Source organism: Nonomuraea wenchangensis (assembly GCF_900111685.1).
Lineage (GTDB): Bacteria > Actinomycetota > Actinomycetes > Streptosporangiales > Streptosporangiaceae > Nonomuraea > Nonomuraea wenchangensis.
The window spans coordinates 190,059-209,089 of record NZ_FOHX01000007.1 but is presented as its reverse complement, the minus strand read 5'-3'; the positions used below and the strand labels follow the sequence as shown (position 1 = coordinate 209,089).

The window sequence follows — 19,031 nt, the reverse complement described above, 5'->3', positions numbered from 1 at the left end:
ACGGCGCAGACTGGAAAGACGGCGATCGCGTGGAGCAGTGGAGCACCCGTGGACAAACACCTTGAGCACATGCCGGTCCTGTCCCGCGGCAGACATCGCAACCCGAAACGCGGTGCCTGCTTCATGGAACTGGCCTCCTACCTTGCCGGGGAACGCTGGAGCGACCATCCGGCCTGCACGCACCCGCTGCTGGCCGCACTCGCCCGCCTGGTCAACGACAACGTCAACGACGAGAACCGGGCCGCGCTGGTCCCTCTCGTCCCGTCGATCATCGGGCTGACCGGCGACGACCTGCGCGTGGACGCGCGGATCGCGCTGCGCTGCGCCACGACGGCGCTGCCGGTGGCCGCGGCCGAGCGCCAGCTCGCGCTGGCGGTGTCGGTGCTCGCGGCCGAGGAGATGCTCGCCAGGCTGGACGGCGCGCCACCCGGCCGGCTGAGCGAGGCGAGCAGGCGGGCCCTGGACGAGGTCCCGCACGCGAGCGCGCAGGCCAGGCGCTTCAGCCGGGCCGCCAAGATCACCGAGAAGGGCTTCCGCAGGTACGCCGCCCCGAACGCGGTCCAGCTCGCGGTCGTGGGCATCGTGCAGGCGTGCGTCAACGACCCGGACGCGCTGCTGCGGCGGTTGCTGGAGGAGACGATCGCGGACTGCGCGGCCATGATGCACGGCACCACGCCACCCAACGACGCGACAACCACCTACGGCCCGACGACCGCCCGCGACTCGGCACCTGTCGGCGCATCCGTCGGCGTCACCGCCGATGGGCCCGCGCGGGTCGGGGCCGCTTCGGAGGCGGCGGTCCGCGTCTGATCCACCGGCGGGTCCTTAGGAACGCCATCCCCGCGGTCCCGTACCGCGGGGATCTTCACGCATCCGGCCGGTCACGCGACGTGACGAACACCTGGCAGAGCGGGTTTTCCGCAGGTCAGGCTAGCCTTTCCTTCGTTGCGGATCTTGTCGCAGAACCGTAGATTCTTGGACAAGAGCATCCGTAAGTGGAGGATTTCCATGACCATCGAGCTCGCCGAACCGCGCTCCCCCGAGCAGCACCACACGCACCGCGACGTGACCGGTGGCTGGCTGCGTCCGGCGGTGTTCGGGGCGATGGACGGGCTCGTGTCCAACTTCGCGCTGATCGCCGGCGTGGTGGGCGCGGCGGGCACCGGCGGTAAGGCCGCGGTGCTGGCCGGGTTCGCCGGGCTGGCCGCCGGGGCGTTCTCCATGGCGGCCGGGGAGTACACCTCCGTGAAGTCGCAGACCGAGCTGATGCGGGCGGAGATCGCCGTGGAGCGGCGCGAGCTGGCCCGCAACCCCGAGGGCGAGCGCGCCGAGCTGGCCGCGCTGTACGAGTCGCGCGGCCTCGACCCGGACCTCGCCCGCCGCGTCGCCGACGGCCTGTCGGCCGACCCCGAGCAGGCCCTGCGCGTGCACGTGCGCGAGGAGCTGGGGGTGGACCCCGACGACCTGCCCTCGCCGTACCTGGCGGCGGCCTCGTCGTTCCTCGCCTTCTCCGTGGGGGCGCTGGTGCCGCTGGCGCCGTTCCTGTTCGGGGCCTCCGGGCTGACGATGGCCGTCGTCCTGAGCGTGCTCGGGCTGTTCGGGTTCGGCTCGGCGGTGGCGGCGATGACGGCGCGGCCCTGGTGGGTGGGCGGCCTGCGGCAGCTCGCGCTCGGCGTCGGCGCGGCCACCGTCACCTTCGGCCTCGGCCACCTCCTCGGCGTAACCCTGACCTGACGCCCGTGACCTCTCCCCCACTGCCGGACGAGGGGTGGCCGGTGTGGGGTGGGGATCAGCGGCGGCGTCGGTGGCGGAGGAGGGGTTTGAGTATGGCGCGCACTGTCAGCAACAGCACGACGGCGACGACCTGGCCGCCGAGGACGATCCGGTTGACGTCCACGGCGGGGTGCCACTTCACCTCGCCGTTCTTGACGACGTAGACCCCGGCGGGCGTGGCGCCGTGACCGAAGCCGAGGCCGCTCCCGCCGCCCTCCTCCTTGTCCTTCCTGCCCTGCCCCTGGCCGGCCCCGCCGCCCTGGACGACCCGGGCCACGGGGATGACGACGACGTCGCCGTGCTGGATCGGCTCGCCGAAGACGCGCCGGACGGTGGCGGCGTCCTTGGACCGTTCGACCAACTCCATGATGTCCATGGGGCCATCCTCGCCCAGAAGCCGCGGGGCGACTACGCCGGGCGGCTACGGGCGCCGGCCGCGCAGCTCGCGGTAGCGGCGGACCAGCAGCTCGGTCGAGGGGTCGGGGAAGCTGGTGGGCGGCTCTTCGGAGGTGAGGGCGGGGGCGAGGTCGGAGGCCATCTTCTTGCCCAGCTCGACACCCCACTGGTCGAAGGAGTCGATGCCCCAGACGGTGCCCTCGACGAACACGATGTGCTCGTAGAGTGCGACGAGCTGCCCCAGCGTGGACGGGGTGAGCTTCGGCGCGAGGATCGTGGAGGTCGGCCGGTTGCCCGGCATGACCTTGTGCGGGACGATCTCGGCCGCGGTGCCCTCGGCCGCGATCTCCTCGGCCGTCTTGCCGAACGCCAGCGCCGAGGTCTGCGCCAGCAGGTTGGCGGTGAGCTGGTCGTGCATGCCCTCGCGGTCTTCGTAGGGCTCGGCGAAGCCGATGAAGTCGGCGGGCACGAGCCGGGTGCCCTGGTGGAGGAGCTGGTAGAAGGCGTGCTGGCCGTTGGTGCCCGGCTCGCCCCAGAAGATCTCGCCGGTCTGCGCGGTGACCGGGGTGCCGTCGGCCCGCACCGACTTGCCGTTGGACTCCATGGTGAGCTGCTGGAGGTAGGCGGGGAAACGGTGCAGGCGCTGGCTGTAGGGCAGGACGGCGCGGGTCTCGGCGCCGAAGAAGTCGGTGTACCAGATGCCGAGCATGCCCATGATCACCGGCATGTTCCGGTCGAAGGGCGCGGTGCGGAAGTGCTCGTCCATGGTGCGGAACCCGGCGAGCATCTCGCGGAAGCGCTCCGGCCCGATCGCGATCATGAGCGACAGGCCGATGGCCCCGTCGTAGGAGTAGCGGCCGCCCACCCAGTCCCAGAAGCCGAACATGTTGTCGGTGTCGATGCCGAACTCGGCCACCTTGGCGGCGTTGGTGGAGACGGCGACGAAGTGCTTGGCCACCGCGTCGTCGCCGAGCGCGCCGACCAGCCAGCTGCGCGCCACGCGGGCGTTGGTGAGGGTCTCCAGGGTGGTGAAGGTCTTGGAGCTGACCACGAACAGCGTGGTCTCGGGGTCGAGGTCGCGCAGGTTGCCGACGATGTCGGCGGGGTCGATGTTGGAGACGAAGCGGGCGGCGACGCCGGCGTCGGCGTAGTCGCGCAGCGCCTCGTAGGCCATCGCGGGGCCGAGGTCGGAGCCGCCGATGCCGATGTTGACGACGGTCTCGATGGGCTTGCCCGTGGCGCCCTTCCACTCCTTGCCCCGCACCCGGCGGGCGAAGGCGCTCATCCTGTCGAGCACGGCGTGCACGTCGGCCGGGACGTCCTGGCCGTCGACCACCAGCTCGGCCTCGCGCGGCATCCGCAGCGCGACGTGCAGCACGGCGCGGTCCTCGCTGACGTTGATGTGCTCGCCGCCGAACATGGCCTCGACGCGGTCGCGCAGACCCGCCCGCTCGGCCAGGGCCGCCAGCAGCTCGACGGTCCGGCCGGTGGCGCGGTGCTTGGCGTAGTCGAGATAGAGGTCGCCGGCGGTCACCGTCATGCGCTCGGCCCGGCCGGGATCCTCCGCGAACAGCTCGCGCAGGTGCCTGCCGGCCAGCTCCTCCTGGTGCTTGCCCAGCGCCGCCCACTCCTGGCTCTGGGTGATGTCGCCGTCCACGTGTCTCCTCCTCGCACCGCGAAAGCGCGGCGAAACGATCAGCGTCTGGTCCATCGTCCCGCAACCCCGTACCCATCGAGAATGATTCCGCGCACGGCGGAGCCGTGTCTTTGCGCCCTCAGTGGGAAAGTCCAATTCGCTCCCCCCGCCGTGGTTCAGCGCCGTCCGTGGAGGAATGGGGAGGGGCATGGAGCATATCGACGCGTACTGGCGCGCGGCCAACTACCTGTCGGTCGGGCAGATCTACCTGCTGGACAACCCCCTGCTCGCCGAACCCCTGCGGCCGGAGCACATCAAGCCCCGCCTGCTCGGCCACTGGGGCACCACGCCGGGCCTGAACTTCTGCTTCGCCCACCTGAACCGGGTGATCAAGGAGCGGGACCAGGACATGATCTACATCGCCGGTCCGGGGCACGGCGGCCCCGCGGCGGTGGCCCACGCCTGGCTGGAGGGGACGTACACCGAGCGCTACCCCGACATCACCCAGGACGTACAGGGCATGCGGGCGCTGTTCCGGCAGTTCTCCTTCCCCGGAGGCATCCCCAGCCATGTCGCGCCCGAGACGCCGGGCTCGATCCACGAGGGCGGCGAGCTGGGCTACGCGCTGGCCCACGCCTACGGCGCCGCCTTCGACAACCCCGACCTCGTGGTGGCGTGCGTGATCGGCGACGGCGAGGCCGAGACCGGCCCGCTCGCCGCGAGCTGGCACTCCAACAAGTTCCTGGACCGCCGCCGCGACGGCGTCGTCCTGCCCATCCTGCACCTCAACGGCTACAAGATCGCCAACCCGACGATCCTCGCCCGCATCCCCCACGACGAGCTGACCAAGCTCATGGAGGGCTACGGCTACCGCCCCCACCTGGTCGGCCCCGACCACGAGGAGATGGCCGCCACCCTGGACGTCTGCTGGGACGAGATGGCCGCCTACAAGGCCGGCGACGCGCCGCGGCTGCCGATGATCATCCTGCGCACGCCGAAGGGCTGGACCGGGCCGAAGGAAGTGGACGGCAAGCCCGTCGAGGGCACCTGGCGGGCCCACCAGGTGCCGCTCGCCGCCGTACGGGACAACCCGGCGCACCTCGCCATGCTGGAGGAGTGGATGCGCTCCTACCGGCCGGAGGAGCTGTTCGGTTCGGACGGCCGCCCGGTGCCCGCGCTGACCGGGACCGTTCCCGAAGGGCCCCTGCGGATGAGCGCCAACCCGCACGCCAACGGCGGCGAGCTGCTGGAGCCGCTGCGCCTGCCCGACTTCCGCAAGTACGCGGTCGAGGTCAAGGCGCCCGCCGCCCAGCTGACCGAGCCGACCCGCGTCCTCGGGACGTTCCTGCGCGACGTGATCGCCGCGAACCCGAGCACGTTCCGGCTGATGGGCCCGGACGAGACCGCCTCCAACCGGCTGCAGGCCGTCTTCGAGGTCACCGACCGGGCCTGGGACGCCGAGCTGCTGCCCACCGACGAGAACCTGGGCGCGGGCGGCCGGGTGATGGAGGTGCTGTCGGAGCACCTGTGCCAGGGCTGGCTGGAGGGCTATCTGCTGACCGGCCGGCACGGGCTGTTCAACTGCTACGAGGCGTTCATCCACATCGTGGATGCGATGTTCAACCAGCACGCCAAATGGCTGGAGACTGCCCAGAAGATCCCGTGGCGGCGTCCTGTGGCGTCGCTGACGTATCTGCTGTCGTCGCACGTGTGGCGGCAGGACCACAACGGCTTCAGCCACCAGGACCCCGGCTTCCTCGACGTGGTGGTCAACAAGAAGGCGTCGGTGGTGCGCGTCTACCTGCCGCCGGACGCCAACACGCTGCTCTCCGTCGCCGACCACTGCCTGCGCTCCCGCGATTACGTCAATGTCATCGTGGCCGGCAAGCAGCCCGTGCTCGACCTGTTCACGATGGACGAGGCCATCGCGCACAACACCCGCGGCCTCGGCATCCTGCCCTGGGCCTCCACCGACGACGGCTCCGACCCCGACGTGGTGCTCGCCTGCGCCGGCGACGTCCCCACCCAGGAAACGCTGGCCGCCGCCGCGCTGCTGCGCGAGCACCTGCCCCAGCTCAAGGTCCGCGTCATCAACGTCGTGGACCTCATGCGGCTCCAGCCGCCGTCGGAGCACCCCCACGGCATGCCCGACGCCGAGTTCGACACCCTGTTCACCGTGGACAAACCGATCATTTTCGACTTCCACGGCTACCCGTCGCTGATCCACCAGCTCGCCTACCGCCGCAACGGCCACGCCAACCTGCACGTACGCGGCTACAAGGAGGAGGGCACCACCACCACACCGTTCGACATGGCGATGCTCAACGACATCGACCGTTACCACCTCGTCATGGACGTCATCGACCGCGTCCCGGGACTCGGCTCCAAGGCCGCCCACCTGCGCCAGCGGATGAGCGACGCCCGGCTGCGGGCCCGCGCCTACACCCGGGAGCACGGGGAGGACCCCGGCGAAATAAGCTCCTGGACATGGCCGGCCACATTCTCGTCCTGAACACGGGATCCTCATCGATCAAGTACGAGCTGGTGGACGTCCTGACCCACGAGCGCCCGGCCAGAGGGCTGATCGAGCGCATCGGCGAGCGGTCGGGACGGCTCACCCACCACGCCGGGGACGGGCCGCCGTACGTGCGGGAGCGGCCCTTCCCCGACCACGGCGACGGCCTGGACGCGATGATGGAGGCGTTCGCCGCGGCCGGTCCCGCGCTGGACCCGGTCGCGGTCGGGCACCGCGTCGTGCACGGCGGCGTACGCTTCGACGGGCCCGTGCTCGTGGACGACGAGGTGGTGGCCGTGATCGAGGAGCTGGCCCCGCTCGCGCCGCTGCACAACCCGGTCAACCTGGCCGGCATCCGGCTGGCGCGCAAGGCGTTCCCCGGGGTGCCGCAGGTGGCGGTGTTCGACACGGCCTTCCACCGGACGCTGCCGCCGGAGGCGTACACGTACGCGGTGCCGCGCGACTGGCGCGAGGAGCTGGGCGTGCGGCGCTTCGGCTTCCACGGCACCTCCTGCGCCTACGTCTCGCGCCGCGCCGCCGCCGTGCTCGGCCGCGACCTCGCCGAGCTCAACCTGATCGTGCTCCACCTGGGCAACGGCGCCAGCGTCACGGCGATCTCCGGCGGGCGCAGCGTCGACACCTCCATGGGCCTGACCCCGCTGGAGGGCCTGGTCATGGGCACCCGTTCCGGCGACGTGGACCCGGGGCTCGCCGGCTACCTCGCCCGCACCTCCGGCGCCGACCCGCAGCAGGTCGAGCAGGACCTCAGCCGCCGCGGCGGCCTGCTCGCGCTGGCCGGCACCCTCGACATGCGGGAAGTGCGCGCCCGCGACGACGACGAGGCCCGCCTGGCGCTGCGGATCTACACCCGGCGCATCCGCAAGTACGTCGGCGCCTACTACGCGCTGCTCGGCCGGGTGGACGCCCTCGTGTTCACCGGCGGCGTGGGCGAGCACGACGCCGCCACCCGCGCGGAGGCGCTGGCCGGGCTCGACCGGCTCGGCATCGCCGTGGACCCCGCGCTCAACGCGGCCGGCGACGGCGAGCGGGCCGTCTCCGCCGCGGGCGCGGAGGTGCCGGTGCTGGTCGTGCCGACGGACGAGGAGTGGGAGATCGCCAGCCAGGCGCTCACCCTGATCTCCGGCGGCTCCCAGGGCTGATCTCCGAGTGGACATCACCGGCGCGTTCGTGATCACAATTGGCGGTCCGAACCCCCCATATCGACGGAGCACACCCATGCCGAAACGCCGTCTGACCGCGCCGGTCGCCCTGGCCGCGCTGTTCCTCGCCCTCACCGCCCCCGCGTCGGCGGCAGCGGACGGCAGGACGACCGACGCCACGCTGCCGGGCCCGGTCTTCAAGACGGTCACCGACAAGAACGCGCTGCTGTCACTCCAGACGTTCGGCCGTCCGGACGGCAAGGACATGGTCTTCCGGATCTCCGGCAGCGTCTACGCCAACGTCGAGGGCAACGCCCTGGAGCCGGGGCTGCGGCACGGTCAGAAGTTGTTCGGCATCGAGGGCTACAACATCCGCCGCCTCTACCGGGAGCCCGGCACCACCAAGCTCTACCAGCTCTCCCGCGAGATCGTCTTCTACACCGACCCCGCCGATCCGACGAAGATCCTGCGGGAGTGGAAGAACCCGGTCGATCTCAAGACCTATCCGGTCGTCCCCATCAACAACGACACGGTGAACTTCGGCCCGTTCGACGTCACCCCGTCCTACGCCGGCCCGCCCACCCGCCGGCTGCACGACGAGACCGTCTGGACCAGCGACATCCCGGTGCGCACCGACTTCGGCAGCACGCTGGGCGAGCGGTTCGGCCTGGTGGGCGGCGTGTACGCGGCCCAGGAGATGTTCGACTTCTTCGTGGACGACCGCGAGGTGGCCGCCCGCACCGTGCCGGGCAAGGTGCCCTCGGGCGCGATGAAGACGAAGATCGCCTGGAGCCGGACGAGCCCGTGGGCGCCGTTCATGTGCCTGGCCGAGAGCGAGGTGCGCGGCCAGCTCACCTACCACGCCCGGAGCTGGTCCCTGAACTCCTACGCCGACGTCGAGCCGTGGATCCGCGCGGAGGTCGACAAGAACCACCCGCTCTACCGGAGCGCCCCCAGCGCGCCGGGCGCCAGCGAGAACTCCTGGAGCTCCTTCCACACCAAGCAGCTCCACAAGGGCGCCACCACGTGGGCCTCCTGGTGCGCCGCGAACGCCGGCTGAGCCTCCGGCGGCTCAGGGCAGCCGGCGGGGCACGGCCGGCACCCAGAACTCGACCGTGGTGCCCGCGCCCCGCTCGCCCTTGACGTCCCACCAGCCGCCGGCGGTCTCGGCGCGCTCGCGCATCTCGACCAGCCCGAAGTGCCCGGCCTGGCCGCCGGGCCTGGCCAGGCCTACGCCGTCGTCGCGCACCCGTACGTGCACGCCCCGGTCGAGCGAGACCAGCGACACCGTGACGGAGGCCGCGCCGGCGTGCCTGGCCACGTTGGTCAGCGCCTCCTGGCAGATGCGGAAGACGGTGATGGCGGCCTCGGCCGGCGGCTCGGCGTCGAGGTCGGCCGCCAGCTCGCACCGCACGCCGGTGCCCGCCATGACCGTCTCCATGTACGCGGCCAGGCTCGCCACCAGGCCCTCCTCCGGCGGACGCAGCCGGAAGGCGAGCTCGCGCAGCCGGTCCGCGGCGGCGTCCACCGCCTCGTCGATGCCGTGCACGGCGTCGGCGTACTCGCCGGGCAGCGGCGAGTCCCGCAGCCGGGACTCCAGCAGGCGCAGCCGCATGCCGACGGCGACCATGGACTGGATGGTGTCGCCGTGCACGTCGTTGGCGATGCGGCGGCGCTCCCGTTCCTGGGCCTCGATGAGGCGGGCCAGCAGCATGCCGCGCTCGTCCAGGGCGCGGGCCATGCTGCGCCGCTCGGTGAGGTCGCGGGTGACCTTGCCGAAGCCGCGCAGGCCGCCGTGCTCGTCGCGCAGGGCGGTGATGACGACGCCGGCCCAGAAGCGGGTGCCGTCCTTGCGGACCCGCCAACCCTCCTCCTCCCACTGGTCGTCGGCGGCGGCGACCGCCAGCTCGGTGGCCGGGCGGCCCGCCGCGACGTCGTTCGCGGGGTAGAAGACCGAGAAGTGCCTGCCGATGATCTCCTCGGCGGCGTAGCCCTTGATGCGCTGGGCGCCGGCGTTCCAGCTGACGACGCGGCCCAGCGGGTCGAGCATGAAGATGGCGCAGTCGCGGATGCTCTGGACGAGCAGCCGCATGTCCTCGGCGGGGCGGTCGCGCTCGGGCATGAGGAGGCAGCCTCCCACGGCCGGTCGGGAACCAGGAGCCACCCGACCTTATCGCCCCCGCCAGCGCGGCCGTCATCCTCCCCGGGCCTCCTGGGGCGACGGCGCCGCCGCCTCAGTCCAGCAGCCCTTCGCGGCGGGCGACGGCGACCGCCTCCAGCTTGGAGCGGGCGCCCAGCTTCTCCAGCACGTGCTGGACGTGGTTGCGCGCGGTGGTCCTGGCCACGCCGAGGCGCTCGCTGATCTCGACGGTGCCGGCGCCCTCGGCCAGGAGCAGCAGCGTCTCGCGTTCGCGAGGGGTGAGCCGGGACCCCGGGTGGCCGGACCGCCCGGTGAGCCGGTCGAACACGCCGGGCAGCAGTCCCGGCGGGAACACCATCCCGCCCGCGGCGACCTCGCGTACCGCCGACTCCAGCTCGTCCAGCCGCGAGGACTTCACCAGCAGTCCCGCGCCGCCGGACTGCACCACGCGGACGGCCACGGCGGCGGTGGCCTCGCCGGTCAGCACCAGCACCCGGGCCCGCGGCGCGGCGGCGGCGAGGCGGCCGATGACCGGGATGCCGTCGCCGTCGGGCAGCCGGCGGTCGAGCACCACCACGTCGGGCTGCGTCCTGGCCGTCTCGGTCAGGGCGGCGGCGATCGTGGCGGCGTGGGCGACCACGGCGATGCCGGGGGCGCGGGCCAGGGCCAGGGCGATGGCCTCCGCGACCATGGCGTGATCCTCGACCAGCACCAGCCGGATCAGGGGTGAGGCGGTCGGCATGGGCGTTGGCTTTCTCGGTCGTGCCGGCGCGGTCCGGTTCGGGGCGATTCGGCCGGTGTACGCGGGGCTGTCGCAGGTGGACGGTCCCAAAAGGGGGTGAAGGACAGGTAACGTGCCACTGGTAAGGTTGTCCGGAAATTTTACGCTTTCGAACGGGTGGGACAGGTGGAGGTCGAGCAAACAGCGCTGCCGGGAATCGGACTCAGACACGACTTCACCACCCGGACCGGACAGCGCGTGGGAGTCGTCTCCCACCGCACCGGACGCCGGGACCTGGTGATCTACGACAAGGACGACCCCGACCGCGCCTGTCAGACGGTGAAGCTGAACGACGAGGAGGCCGACGCCCTGGCCGAGCTGCTCGGCGCCCCGCGCATCGTGCAACGGCTCAACGCCCTGCACCAGCAGGTCGAGGGCCTGGTCAGCGTCCAGCTCCCGATCCCGGACGGCTCCCCGTTCGCGGGCCGGCCCATGGGAGACGCCCGGGTGCGCACCCGGACCAGCGCCTCCATCGTGGCCGTGGTCCGCAGCGGACAGGTGTTCGCGAGTCCCGGACCGGACTTCGTGTTCGGCACGGGTGACGTCGTGGTGGTAGTGGGCAGCGAGGACAGCACCGCCGAGGTGGCCGACATCCTGGCCCGAGGGTAGGGGCGCGGGTTGCACGAAACCGCGATCCTCTTCCTCGAATTCGGAGCGGTCCTTCTTGGTCTCGGCGTTCTCGGCGCACTGGCGTTGCGCGTCGGCATCTCCCCCATCCCCCTCTATCTGATCGCCGGTGTGGCGTTCGGCACCGGCGGGGTGCTGCCCCTCGCGACCAGCGAGGAGTTCATCTCCGTCGGCGCCGAGCTCGGCGTGGTGCTCCTGCTGCTCACCCTGGGCCTGGAGTACAACGCCGACGAGTTGATGACCAGCCTCACCGGCAACGCCCGCGCCGGCATCGTGGACCTGGTGCTCAACGCTGCGCCGGGCGCGATCTGCGCGCTGCTGCTCGGCTGGGGGCCGGTCGCCGCGGTGGCGATGGCCGGCGTCACCTACGCCACCTCCTCGGGCATCACCGCGAAAGTGCTGTCGGACCTCGGCTGGATCGGTAACCGCGAGACACCGACGGTGCTGTCGCTGCTGGTCTTCGAGGACCTGACGATGGCGATCTACCTGCCGGTGCTGACCACCATGCTGGCCGGCCTCAGCCTGCTCAACGGCGCCATCGCGGTGGGCATCGCGCTCATCACGGTCAGCATCGTGCTGATCGTGGCGCTGAAGTTCGGGCGGCTCATCGAGGCGTTCGTCTCCAGCCCGAACTCCGAGGTGCTGCTGCTGAAGGTGGTCGGGCTGGCGCTGCTGGTGGCCGGTCTGGCCCAGCAGCTCCAGGTGTCGGCGGCGGTGGGAGCGTTCCTCGTCGGGATCGCGCTGTCGGGCGAGCTGGCCGAGGACGCGCAGGCGCTGCTGGCGCCGCTGCGCGACCTGTTCGCCGCGGTGTTCTTCGTCTTCTTCGGGCTCCAGACCGACCCGGCGAAGATCCTTCCGGTGGCCGGGCTGGCCGCGCTGCTGGCGCTGGTCAGCATGATCACCAAGCTGCTCACCGGCATCTACGCGGCCCGCCGGGCGGGCATCGGCAAGGCCGGCCAGGCGCGGGCGGGCATCGCGCTCATCCCGCGCGGTGAGTTCAACATCGTCATCGCCGGTCTCGCGGTCGGCGCGGGCGCGCATCCCGACCTGGGGGCGCTGGCGGCGGCGTACGTGCTCATCCTGGCGGCGTTCGGCCCGCTGGCGGCCAAGCTCGTGCAGCCGTTCATCACGGCGATCGCGGAACGGGCCTGATCCGCTAGCTTTGTCGGCATGGGCACCAGACGAGCGGCGTTCCCCATCGAGCGGACGATCGGCGCGGACGACTGGGACGCGCCGGAAATCACGGGAGCTGATTTCCGGCGCGTCCTGTTCCAGGACGTGGATCTGACGGAGCTCGTCGACCGCGGCTCCTCCTTCGAGGAGTGCACGTTCGGCAACGTGCGCTTCAACGTCTCCGAGCACACCGACGCGCGCTTCCTCTCCTGCCTGTTCGCTAGCTGCTCGTTCTTCGACGCGACGTTCACCGGCTGCAAGATGACCGGCAGCGTCTTCGACGGCTGCACCTACGGGCTGCTGAAGATCAGCGGCGGCGACTGGTCGTACGTGCAGCTCCAGGGCGCGGACCTGCGCCGCAGCACCATCGAGGACGTACGCCTGCGCGAGGCCGACCTCGGCGGCGCCCGGCTGGAGGGCGCGGCGCTGCGGCGCTGCGACCTGTCGGGCGCGTGGCTGCGCGGGGCCGACCTCACCAAGTGCGACCTGCGCGGCAGCGACCTCGGCGGGCTCGACCCGGCCGACGTCACGCTCAAGGGCGCGATCATCGACCCGGTGCAGGCGACGGCCGTCGCCACGGCGCTCGGCCTGGTCGTCCGCCCCTGAGCGCCACGCCCCAGGCCGTCAGGCCGGGGCGCCCGGCGGGATCAGGGAGACGGCCGTCCGCCGCAGGGCGGGCAGGGCGGCGAGGACGCGGTCGGCGCGGCGGCGGCGGTCGGCGGGCGTGCCCGCCCCCAGGTCGTCCAGCAGCTCCAGCAGCCCGTCCTCATATCCACTCAGCCCGGCCGCGGCGCGCTTGGCCAGGCAGCGGGCGTAGGTGGCGGCCAGCCAGAAGACCGCCTCGCGGTGCAGGCCGCGGGCGACGAGCTCCCGGCCGCCGTCGATGGCCACCGGCCGGGCGGCGGGCGTGAGGTCGGACGCGAACGGGTAGTCAGGGGCGTCCACCTGCGCGGCCGCGTCGAAGACGACCTCCAGCGTGGTCAGGTGCCGCGACACCCTCGCGGGGCTCATCCCGGCGCAGCCCAGCAGCTCCAGCAGCTCCTCGTGCAGGTCGAGGCGGCCGTGCGCGGCGAGCAGGTCGCGCACGGCGGCGTACCGCCTGCGCACGGTGGGGTTGCGCAGCGCGGCCACCAGCGGCACGTGCGCGGTCACGCCGGTGCCGAACAGCCACGCCACGACCTGCGCGGGCAGCGGCGCGGCGGCGTCGAGGCCGCCGAGCCGGTCGCGGATCCTGGCCAGGGCGTCCTCGCAGCGGGCGAGGACCCATCGGCGCTCGGCGAAGCCGCGGGCGACCAGCCGGTGCAGCCGTTCCAGGCGGCCGGTGGGGTCGGCCAGGACGCCGGGCAGGTGCAGGTTGCCGGCCAGGTGGTAGTCGCCGAGCACCTCGCGTACGCCGCCGATCCCGGGGATGGCGGAGACCTCCAGCAGGACGCCCTCGTAGCGGAACTTGCCGATCCTGACGGGCGGGTCGGCGATCACCATGACGTCCACGTCGGAGGTCGCGGGGAGCTCGTCGGACGGGTCCGCCCACAACGTGGAGCCGGTCAGGAACGCGCCCCCGAACCCCGGCAGCGCGGCTCCCTCCTCACGCACCCACCTGCGCGCCAGCCGCCTGGCCTCCTCGACCCGCATCCCCATCCCCTCTCTCCGTCCCCGCCGGTCTCCCCTGATGATGACGCGGGAGACACAACCCGCATTCTCCGGCGGAACAGTGGCCCTTTCGCGCGTTCGCGGCCGGGCGGAGGGGGGCAACGCTTGCTCATGAACGACGCCTCGAACGCGGGCCCGGACCTTGAGCTCCTGGTACGCCGGGAGCTGACGGAGGCTGGTTTCACCGTCGAGCCGTCCCTGCTGTCGGCGGACGGCGGGCTCGGCGTCTGGCACGATCCGGCGCGCGGGGTGATCGTGACGTGGGGCACCGCCGCCGACCGCCTGGTGAAGTACGCCACGGTCCGCACGGCGGTCCGGCTCGCGCTGCGCACCGTCCTGGTCCGTGCCGGGCACGAGGTGCGCGAGGACCACGACGGCACCGAGCTGGTCATCACCTCCTGACGTCAGGAGCACGGCGGGCATGACGACGCCCCCGCCGCCTGGGTGATCGGGCTGCCCACCACTGGGCGGCCTTCATCGGTTGTGGGAATGGCGGGCGGCGAGGGCGTGGCTCTGGACGTCAGATGAGCTGGAGCGCGGGCTCGGCGGCCTCACCCCGGGTGTGCAGGTCCTCGCGGAAGGCGGCGAGGTAGGCGTCGCGGTCGTGGAAGGTGGCGGCGAGGGCGTCGCCGTAGTCGATGAGCATGCGGTGTTCGTTCCCGCGAGGCTCGTAGCGTTCGTGCATGAGCTGGTCCAGCAGGGCGGGGTCGCCGCCGGCCGAGCAGATGACGTCGGCCAGGATCTCCGCGTCGCGCAGGGTGTAGCTCATGCCCATCCCGGTCATGGGGTGGCAGGCGAACGCGGCCGAGCCCAGCAGGGCGGCGTTGCCGCGATGGTAGGCGGCGACCCGCATGGCCGAGACCTTGATCCGCTGCCACGCGGCGGACTGGAGGCTGTCGAAGACGTCGGAGCTCTCGGAGACGAACTTCTTCAGCTCGTCCACGAGGGTCGGGATGCCGTCCTGGAAGACCTCCTCGTCGCTCTCGGGCGGCAGGCCGACGAACACCCTGGCCTGCTCGGCGCCGAGCGGGTAGAAGTAGGCGAGCCAGCCGTCGGAGCTGAAGTAGAGCCGGTTGAGCCTGGCGACGCTCTCGGTCAGCGGCACCGTGGCCACGCGCATGATGAGCCGCTCGTACGGCAGCGTGACCTGCTCGATGCCGAGCGCCTGGCGCACCAGCGACCTGGTGCCGTCCGCGCCCACGACGACCCCGGCCCGCAGCCGGCGGCCGTCGGCGAGCGTCAGCTCCTCCACGCCTCCCCCGCCGACGGCGATGTCGCCGATCTCGGCGCCGAACCAGAACTCCACGCCCTCCATCGCGCAGCAGGTGTAGATGAGCTCGACCAGCTCGCGGTAGGGCCGGATGACGAAGCCGCCGTCGGGGAAGCGGCAGTCCTGGATCGGGTCGCCGTCGTGGTAGTAGCGGATGTGGTCGCGCCTGAGGCCATGGCGCCCGACGAGGTCCGCCAGCCCGTGCCGGGCCAGCACCCGCAGTCCTGGGGGCTTGAGGAAGTCCGCGCCCGCGCTGGGGATCGACGGTCCCTGTTCGATGACGACGACGTTCTGCCCGCGGCGGCGGAGGAGCATGGCGAGGAAACAGCCGCCGAGCCCGGCGCCGACGATGGCTACGTCGCACGATGTGGTTGCCATGACGAGGAGCCCTTTCGGTGGTTCTGGATCTAGTTCGGATTCCCGCGGGTGCTCGCGAGCGGGCCGGAGTCGGCCGCGCGAGGCCGCGGGACGGCGTGGACGGGCGGGTTGGCGGGTGAGTGGACGGGCGCGCCGGCGTTCTGGCCGGCGTGCGGGTCCATGGGCAGGGCGCGGGTCTCGGCGGGCAGCAGCGCGTCGGCCTCCGCCGCCACGGTGGCGAGGGTCATGCGCAGCTCCAGCAGCATCCGGCGGGGCACCTTCACCATGACGTCGCCGGGGTCGGTCCGGACCCGGGTGATCTTGGTGAGGGCGAGGGCGCCGGTGAGCACCGAGATGGCGACGCAGATCGCGATCGCGCCGGCCAGGCCGCCGAAGCCGCCGATCAGCGCCGGGTGGTCGATGACGAGCGAGACCACGGCGACGCCGACGGCCCCGCCGACCATGCGGGCCATGGTGGCCGCGCCGACGGCGGAGGCGTACTGGTGGGGGCGGGCGGCCAGGGTGGTGGCCACCGAGGTGCCGGGCGCGAGCGCGCCCACGCCCATGCCCACGACCACGCTGGCGATCAGGCCCCAGACGGTGGGGCCGACCTGGGTCAGGACGAGCACGCACGCGCCGCCGCAGAGCAGCGACCCCGCGTAGATGAGCCCGTACGGGCCGATGTGCTTGACGAGCTTTCCGGCCAGATAGCTCGTCACGACGACCGCGACGGACGTGGGCGTCAGCCACATGGCCACCTCCAGCATGGGGTAGCCGAGGTGGAGCAGGTAGAGCGGCTGCACGGTCAGCAGCCCGTACGACAGCGCGCCGAACCCCCAGGTGGCCAGCCAGCCCCAGACGAACCTGGGCCGGCGCCACAGCGCGAGGTCGATGGCGGGCAGCCGGTGGTGGCGGGCCTGGGCGAGCGCCCCGCCGATCAGCAGGAGCGCGGCCAGCCCCAGCCACGCCACGTCCGTGCCCCAGGCCATGGCCTTGGAGATGGCGAGGACGACGACCGCGATGCCGGCCGCCAGCAGCCACGCGCCGAGCACGTCCGGCAGGCCGCGCGCGCCGGCCCGCTTGCCGGGGGGCAGCGCGAGGCAGGCGACGAGGAGCACGACGCCGATGACGACGTCGGGCACGAACAGCATCCGCCAGTCCACGGCGGCGGCCAGCCAGCCGCCGCCCGCCTGCATGAGCAGGCAGCCCAGCCCGGAGGCCGAGCTCCACAGCGCGATCGCGCCGCGCCGCTCGCTCTCCGGCAGCTCGCCGAGCAGCAGCCCGAGGCTGGCGGGGATCATCGCGGCGGCGCCCGCGCCCTGGACGGCCCGCGCCGCGAGGACGAACGACCAGGAGTCGGCGGTCACCGTGGCGATGCCGCCCAGCACGAACACCACCAGCCCGACGGCCAGCACCCGGCGGCGGCCGAACAGGTCGGCCCAGCGGCCGGCCGTGGCCAGCAGCGCCGCGATCGGGATGAACGCCGCGCTGGTCAGCCAGACGAGGTCGCCGAGGGGCATGCCGGCCCCTGCCGGTGTGTAGCGCAGCACGCCGACGGCCAGGGTGGTGGCCGTGGTGTCGGCCATCACGGTCAGCATGACGCCCGCGCCTACCAGGCGCAGCATGACTCCCTGGCGGCGGCTCAGGACGGCCGTGCTCGTCCCCCGTGCCGGTGACGAACGCACGTGGTCACCTCCAACTTACTATCAGTGGTCCTCGCCGGCCGCGCGGGCCGGCGGGATGGGCGGGTTCGTGGTACGGGTATGTGCGGGTTCGCGTGACTCAGGCGCCGTAGCGGCCGGGCGAGAGCAGGCCGTCGGGGTCGAGCGCCGTCTTGAGCCGGTGGAGCATGCCGAGGCTGGCGGTGCTGGTCTCGGACCAGACGTCGGCGGCGGCGTGGTCGATGTCGGAGCGGTAGATGGCGCAGCCGTTGCCGCGCAGCACGCAGTTGCCGTCGTTGCGGAGCTGGTGGGCGCGGTAGGCGCCGTCCGGGCGGGAGCGGTCGAAGAAGATCTGGATGACGCCGTTGGCCATGTGCCGGCCGACGACGTTCCACTCGGCCATGAGGGCGGTGGAGTGGGCGTCCACGGCGCTCTGCAGGGCGTCCACGATGTGCCCGATCCTGCGGGCGTCGGTCGGCATGAGCGGCATGAGGGCGAGGAAGCCGAGCCCGGTCGCGTCGACCTGCTCACAGGAGGCGACGCCGAGCGCCTTACGCACGCCCGCGCACGTGGGGATGCCCTGCGACATGAGGGCCCGGGCGTAGAGCGGGTCGTCCGGCTTGACCTCGGTGGGGTCCACCACGAGCAGTTCCTCGGAGCCCTCGACCTCCGCGAGCGCCTTGCGCAGCAGCTCCTCGGCCAGCTCGACCGCCGCGGCGGTGCCGAGCAGCGGCCCCATGACGGCGAAGCGGTCCAGGTCGACGCCGGCGGGCAGCGTCCAGTCGCCGTGGGACGGGGTGAGCGCCAGCTCGCGTACGCGGAGCATGCCGTCGGCGGGGTTGCCGCGGCGGACGAACCCGGCCACCGCCTCCAGCGCGACCGCGGCCTGGTGGCGCGGCAGCCGGCCGTACACCATGCCGATGGACTCGGGGCGGGGCACCAGGGCGATCGCCATGGCGGTGACGATGCCGAGGTTGTGCTGGACGAACGCGGCGGTGAGGTCGGGCCCGGCGACCCTGCCGTGGTAGCGGCCGGCCGGGTCGAGCCCGCCGGTGGTGACCACGCTGCCGTCGGCGAGCACGGCCTCGAGGCCGGCCACGTCGTGGACGCGGGAGCGGAAGGTGCCGTCGCCGCGGTCGAGGGCGTTGCCCACCACGGAGGTGTCGGCACAGGAGTTGGTGACGTTCAGCATCCACGGGGTGTCGCGCAGCGCCTCGGCGAGCTGCCGCTGCGTCACGCCGGGCTCGATGACCGCGAAGCCGGTCTCCAGGTCGATGCCGCGGATGCGGTTCATGCCGCTGAGGTCGACGACCACGTTGTCGTCGGTGACCGGCATCCCCGAGCCCATGCCCCAGTTGCGGCCGGTGCTGATCGGGTAGAGGCGGTGCCGGGTGGCGCCGGCGGCGCGGACGAGGGCCCGGACCTGGTCGAGGGTGCGCGGGGACTCGGTGCCGGTGATGGAGCGTGGCTGGTGACCTCCGACGTCACGCGGCATCAGCTCGACTCGCGTTAGCTCCTGCATGGTCGTCCTTCCGTTCCTCTCAGGCGGTGTGCTGGAGCAGGTCGTCGATGGAGCCGATGGCCTGGTGGGACATGTCCCTGATCTCGAGCAGGCGCTGCTCGGCGAACGGGTCGGGCGCGGGGATCATCGCGGGCTGCGGGGCCTGGACGGGGAACTCGCGCAGGGCGTAGGGGTGACGCCGGGGGCGCGGGACGCCGTGACCGGAGTCGTCACGGAAGTCGTGGGAGTCACGGAAGTCGTGGCTGTCACGGAGGTCGTGGGTCTCGCGGGGGTCGTGCGTGTCGGGCCTGGCGGGTCCGGGCAGGTGCGGGGGGGTTCGCATGACGGGGCCTTTCCTACCGGATGTGGGCGGGGTTTCTTCCGGGGTGGC

The 19,031-nt window shown here is 72.4% G+C and carries 18 protein-coding genes; 9 read left to right on the top strand and 9 right to left on the bottom strand.

What is annotated here, in order from left to right; translation table 11 throughout:
• Positions 1-48 precede the first annotated feature (48 nt).
• A complete protein-coding gene (locus BMW85_RS22570) occupies positions 49-810 on the top strand; it encodes a hypothetical protein (protein ID WP_245775001.1) in 762 nt (253 codons plus the stop codon).
• A 198-nt stretch (positions 811-1,008) separates the two neighbouring features.
• Positions 1,009-1,734 carry a VIT1/CCC1 transporter family protein gene (locus tag BMW85_RS22565; RefSeq protein ID WP_091084604.1) on the top strand — a complete coding sequence of 242 codons (726 nt, stop codon included), beginning with the start codon at positions 1,009-1,011 and terminating at the stop codon, positions 1,732-1,734.
• A 55-nt stretch (positions 1,735-1,789) separates the two neighbouring features.
• On the opposite strand, the gene BMW85_RS22560 is transcribed toward BMW85_RS22565, so the two are convergent.
• Both BMW85_RS22560 and pgi read right to left on the bottom strand, forming a co-directional pair.
• Entirely contained in the window at positions 1,790-2,149 is a 360-nt protein-coding gene (locus BMW85_RS22560) for a spore germination protein GerW family protein (protein WP_091084601.1), read from the bottom strand.
• 45 nt (positions 2,150-2,194) lie between these two features.
• Complete coding sequence (gene pgi / locus BMW85_RS22555; protein ID WP_091084598.1) at positions 2,195-3,826, bottom strand: glucose-6-phosphate isomerase; 1,632 nt, start codon at positions 3,824-3,826, stop codon at positions 2,195-2,197.
• A 187-nt stretch (positions 3,827-4,013) separates the two neighbouring features.
• Between pgi and BMW85_RS22550 the strand changes: the two genes are divergently transcribed.
• The 3 genes from BMW85_RS22550 to BMW85_RS22540 all read left to right on the top strand — a co-directional run bounded on the left by BMW85_RS22550 (position 4,014) and on the right by BMW85_RS22540 (position 8,540).
• The gene (locus tag BMW85_RS22550) at positions 4,014-6,317 is read left to right on the top strand and encodes a phosphoketolase family protein (protein WP_245775000.1); all 2,304 of its coding nucleotides are present in this window, start codon (positions 4,014-4,016) and stop codon (positions 6,315-6,317) included.
• Complete coding sequence (locus BMW85_RS22545) at positions 6,293-7,480, top strand: acetate/propionate family kinase (RefSeq protein WP_091084593.1); 1,188 nt, start codon at positions 6,293-6,295, stop codon at positions 7,478-7,480. The genes BMW85_RS22550 and BMW85_RS22545 overlap by 25 nt, the downstream gene beginning before the upstream one ends.
• 76 nt (positions 7,481-7,556) lie before the next feature.
• Positions 7,557-8,540 (top strand): DUF1838 family protein, encoded by a 984-nt coding sequence (locus BMW85_RS22540; protein ID WP_091084590.1) that lies wholly within the window; start codon positions 7,557-7,559, stop codon positions 8,538-8,540.
• Between the two features lie 12 nt (positions 8,541-8,552).
• On the opposite strand, the gene BMW85_RS22535 is transcribed toward BMW85_RS22540, so the two are convergent.
• Both BMW85_RS22535 and BMW85_RS22530 read right to left on the bottom strand, forming a co-directional pair.
• A complete protein-coding gene (locus BMW85_RS22535; RefSeq protein WP_091084587.1) occupies positions 8,553-9,602 on the bottom strand; it encodes a PAS domain-containing sensor histidine kinase in 1,050 nt (349 codons plus the stop codon).
• Between the two features lie 112 nt (positions 9,603-9,714).
• On the bottom strand, positions 9,715-10,362 hold the full coding sequence (locus BMW85_RS22530; RefSeq protein WP_091084585.1) for a response regulator transcription factor: 648 nt from the start codon (positions 10,360-10,362) through the stop codon (positions 9,715-9,717).
• Between the two features lie 156 nt (positions 10,363-10,518).
• Here BMW85_RS22530 and BMW85_RS22525 point away from each other — a divergent pair, with 156 nt between their 5' ends.
• Genes BMW85_RS22525 through BMW85_RS22515 form a run of 3 tightly spaced genes read left to right on the top strand, consistent with a single transcriptional unit; the run spans position 10,519 to position 12,807 of the window.
• Positions 10,519-11,010, top strand: coding sequence for a cation:proton antiporter regulatory subunit (locus tag BMW85_RS22525; protein ID WP_434094153.1), 492 nt, complete (start codon positions 10,519-10,521; stop codon positions 11,008-11,010).
• A 9-nt stretch (positions 11,011-11,019) separates the two neighbouring features.
• On the top strand, positions 11,020-12,180 hold the full coding sequence (locus BMW85_RS22520) for a cation:proton antiporter (RefSeq protein ID WP_091084580.1): 1,161 nt from the start codon (positions 11,020-11,022) through the stop codon (positions 12,178-12,180).
• An 18-nt stretch (positions 12,181-12,198) separates the two neighbouring features.
• Entirely contained in the window at positions 12,199-12,807 is a 609-nt protein-coding gene (locus BMW85_RS22515; protein WP_091084577.1) for a pentapeptide repeat-containing protein, read from the top strand.
• Between the two features lie 18 nt (positions 12,808-12,825).
• Here the strand turns inward: BMW85_RS22515 and BMW85_RS22510 are convergent, their stop codons facing one another.
• Entirely contained in the window at positions 12,826-13,839 is a 1,014-nt protein-coding gene (locus BMW85_RS22510; protein ID WP_218155885.1) for a hypothetical protein, read from the bottom strand.
• Positions 13,840-13,962: 123 nt separating this feature from the next.
• Here BMW85_RS22510 and BMW85_RS22505 point away from each other — a divergent pair, with 123 nt between their 5' ends.
• Positions 13,963-14,253 carry a hypothetical protein gene (locus BMW85_RS22505; protein ID WP_091084574.1) on the top strand — a complete coding sequence of 97 codons (291 nt, stop codon included), beginning with the start codon at positions 13,963-13,965 and terminating at the stop codon, positions 14,251-14,253.
• 118 nt (positions 14,254-14,371) lie between these two features.
• Here BMW85_RS22505 and BMW85_RS22500 read toward each other — a convergent pair whose 3' ends face one another.
• From BMW85_RS22500 to BMW85_RS22485, 4 genes are all read right to left on the bottom strand, one after another.
• Entirely contained in the window at positions 14,372-15,499 is a 1,128-nt protein-coding gene (locus BMW85_RS22500; RefSeq protein ID WP_091084571.1) for an FAD-dependent monooxygenase, read from the bottom strand.
• A 29-nt stretch (positions 15,500-15,528) separates the two neighbouring features.
• Positions 15,529-17,103, bottom strand: a complete 1,575-nt coding sequence (locus BMW85_RS22495) for an MFS transporter (protein WP_091084568.1) — start codon at positions 17,101-17,103, stop codon at positions 15,529-15,531.
• Between the two features lie 157 nt (positions 17,104-17,260).
• Positions 17,261-18,661 carry an FAD-binding oxidoreductase gene (locus BMW85_RS22490; RefSeq protein ID WP_091084565.1) on the bottom strand — a complete coding sequence of 467 codons (1,401 nt, stop codon included), beginning with the start codon at positions 18,659-18,661 and terminating at the stop codon, positions 17,261-17,263.
• A gap of 19 nt (positions 18,662-18,680) precedes the next feature.
• Positions 18,681-18,983, bottom strand: coding sequence for a hypothetical protein (locus tag BMW85_RS22485; RefSeq protein WP_091084562.1), 303 nt, complete (start codon positions 18,981-18,983; stop codon positions 18,681-18,683).
• Positions 18,984-19,031: the final 48 nt, after the last annotated feature.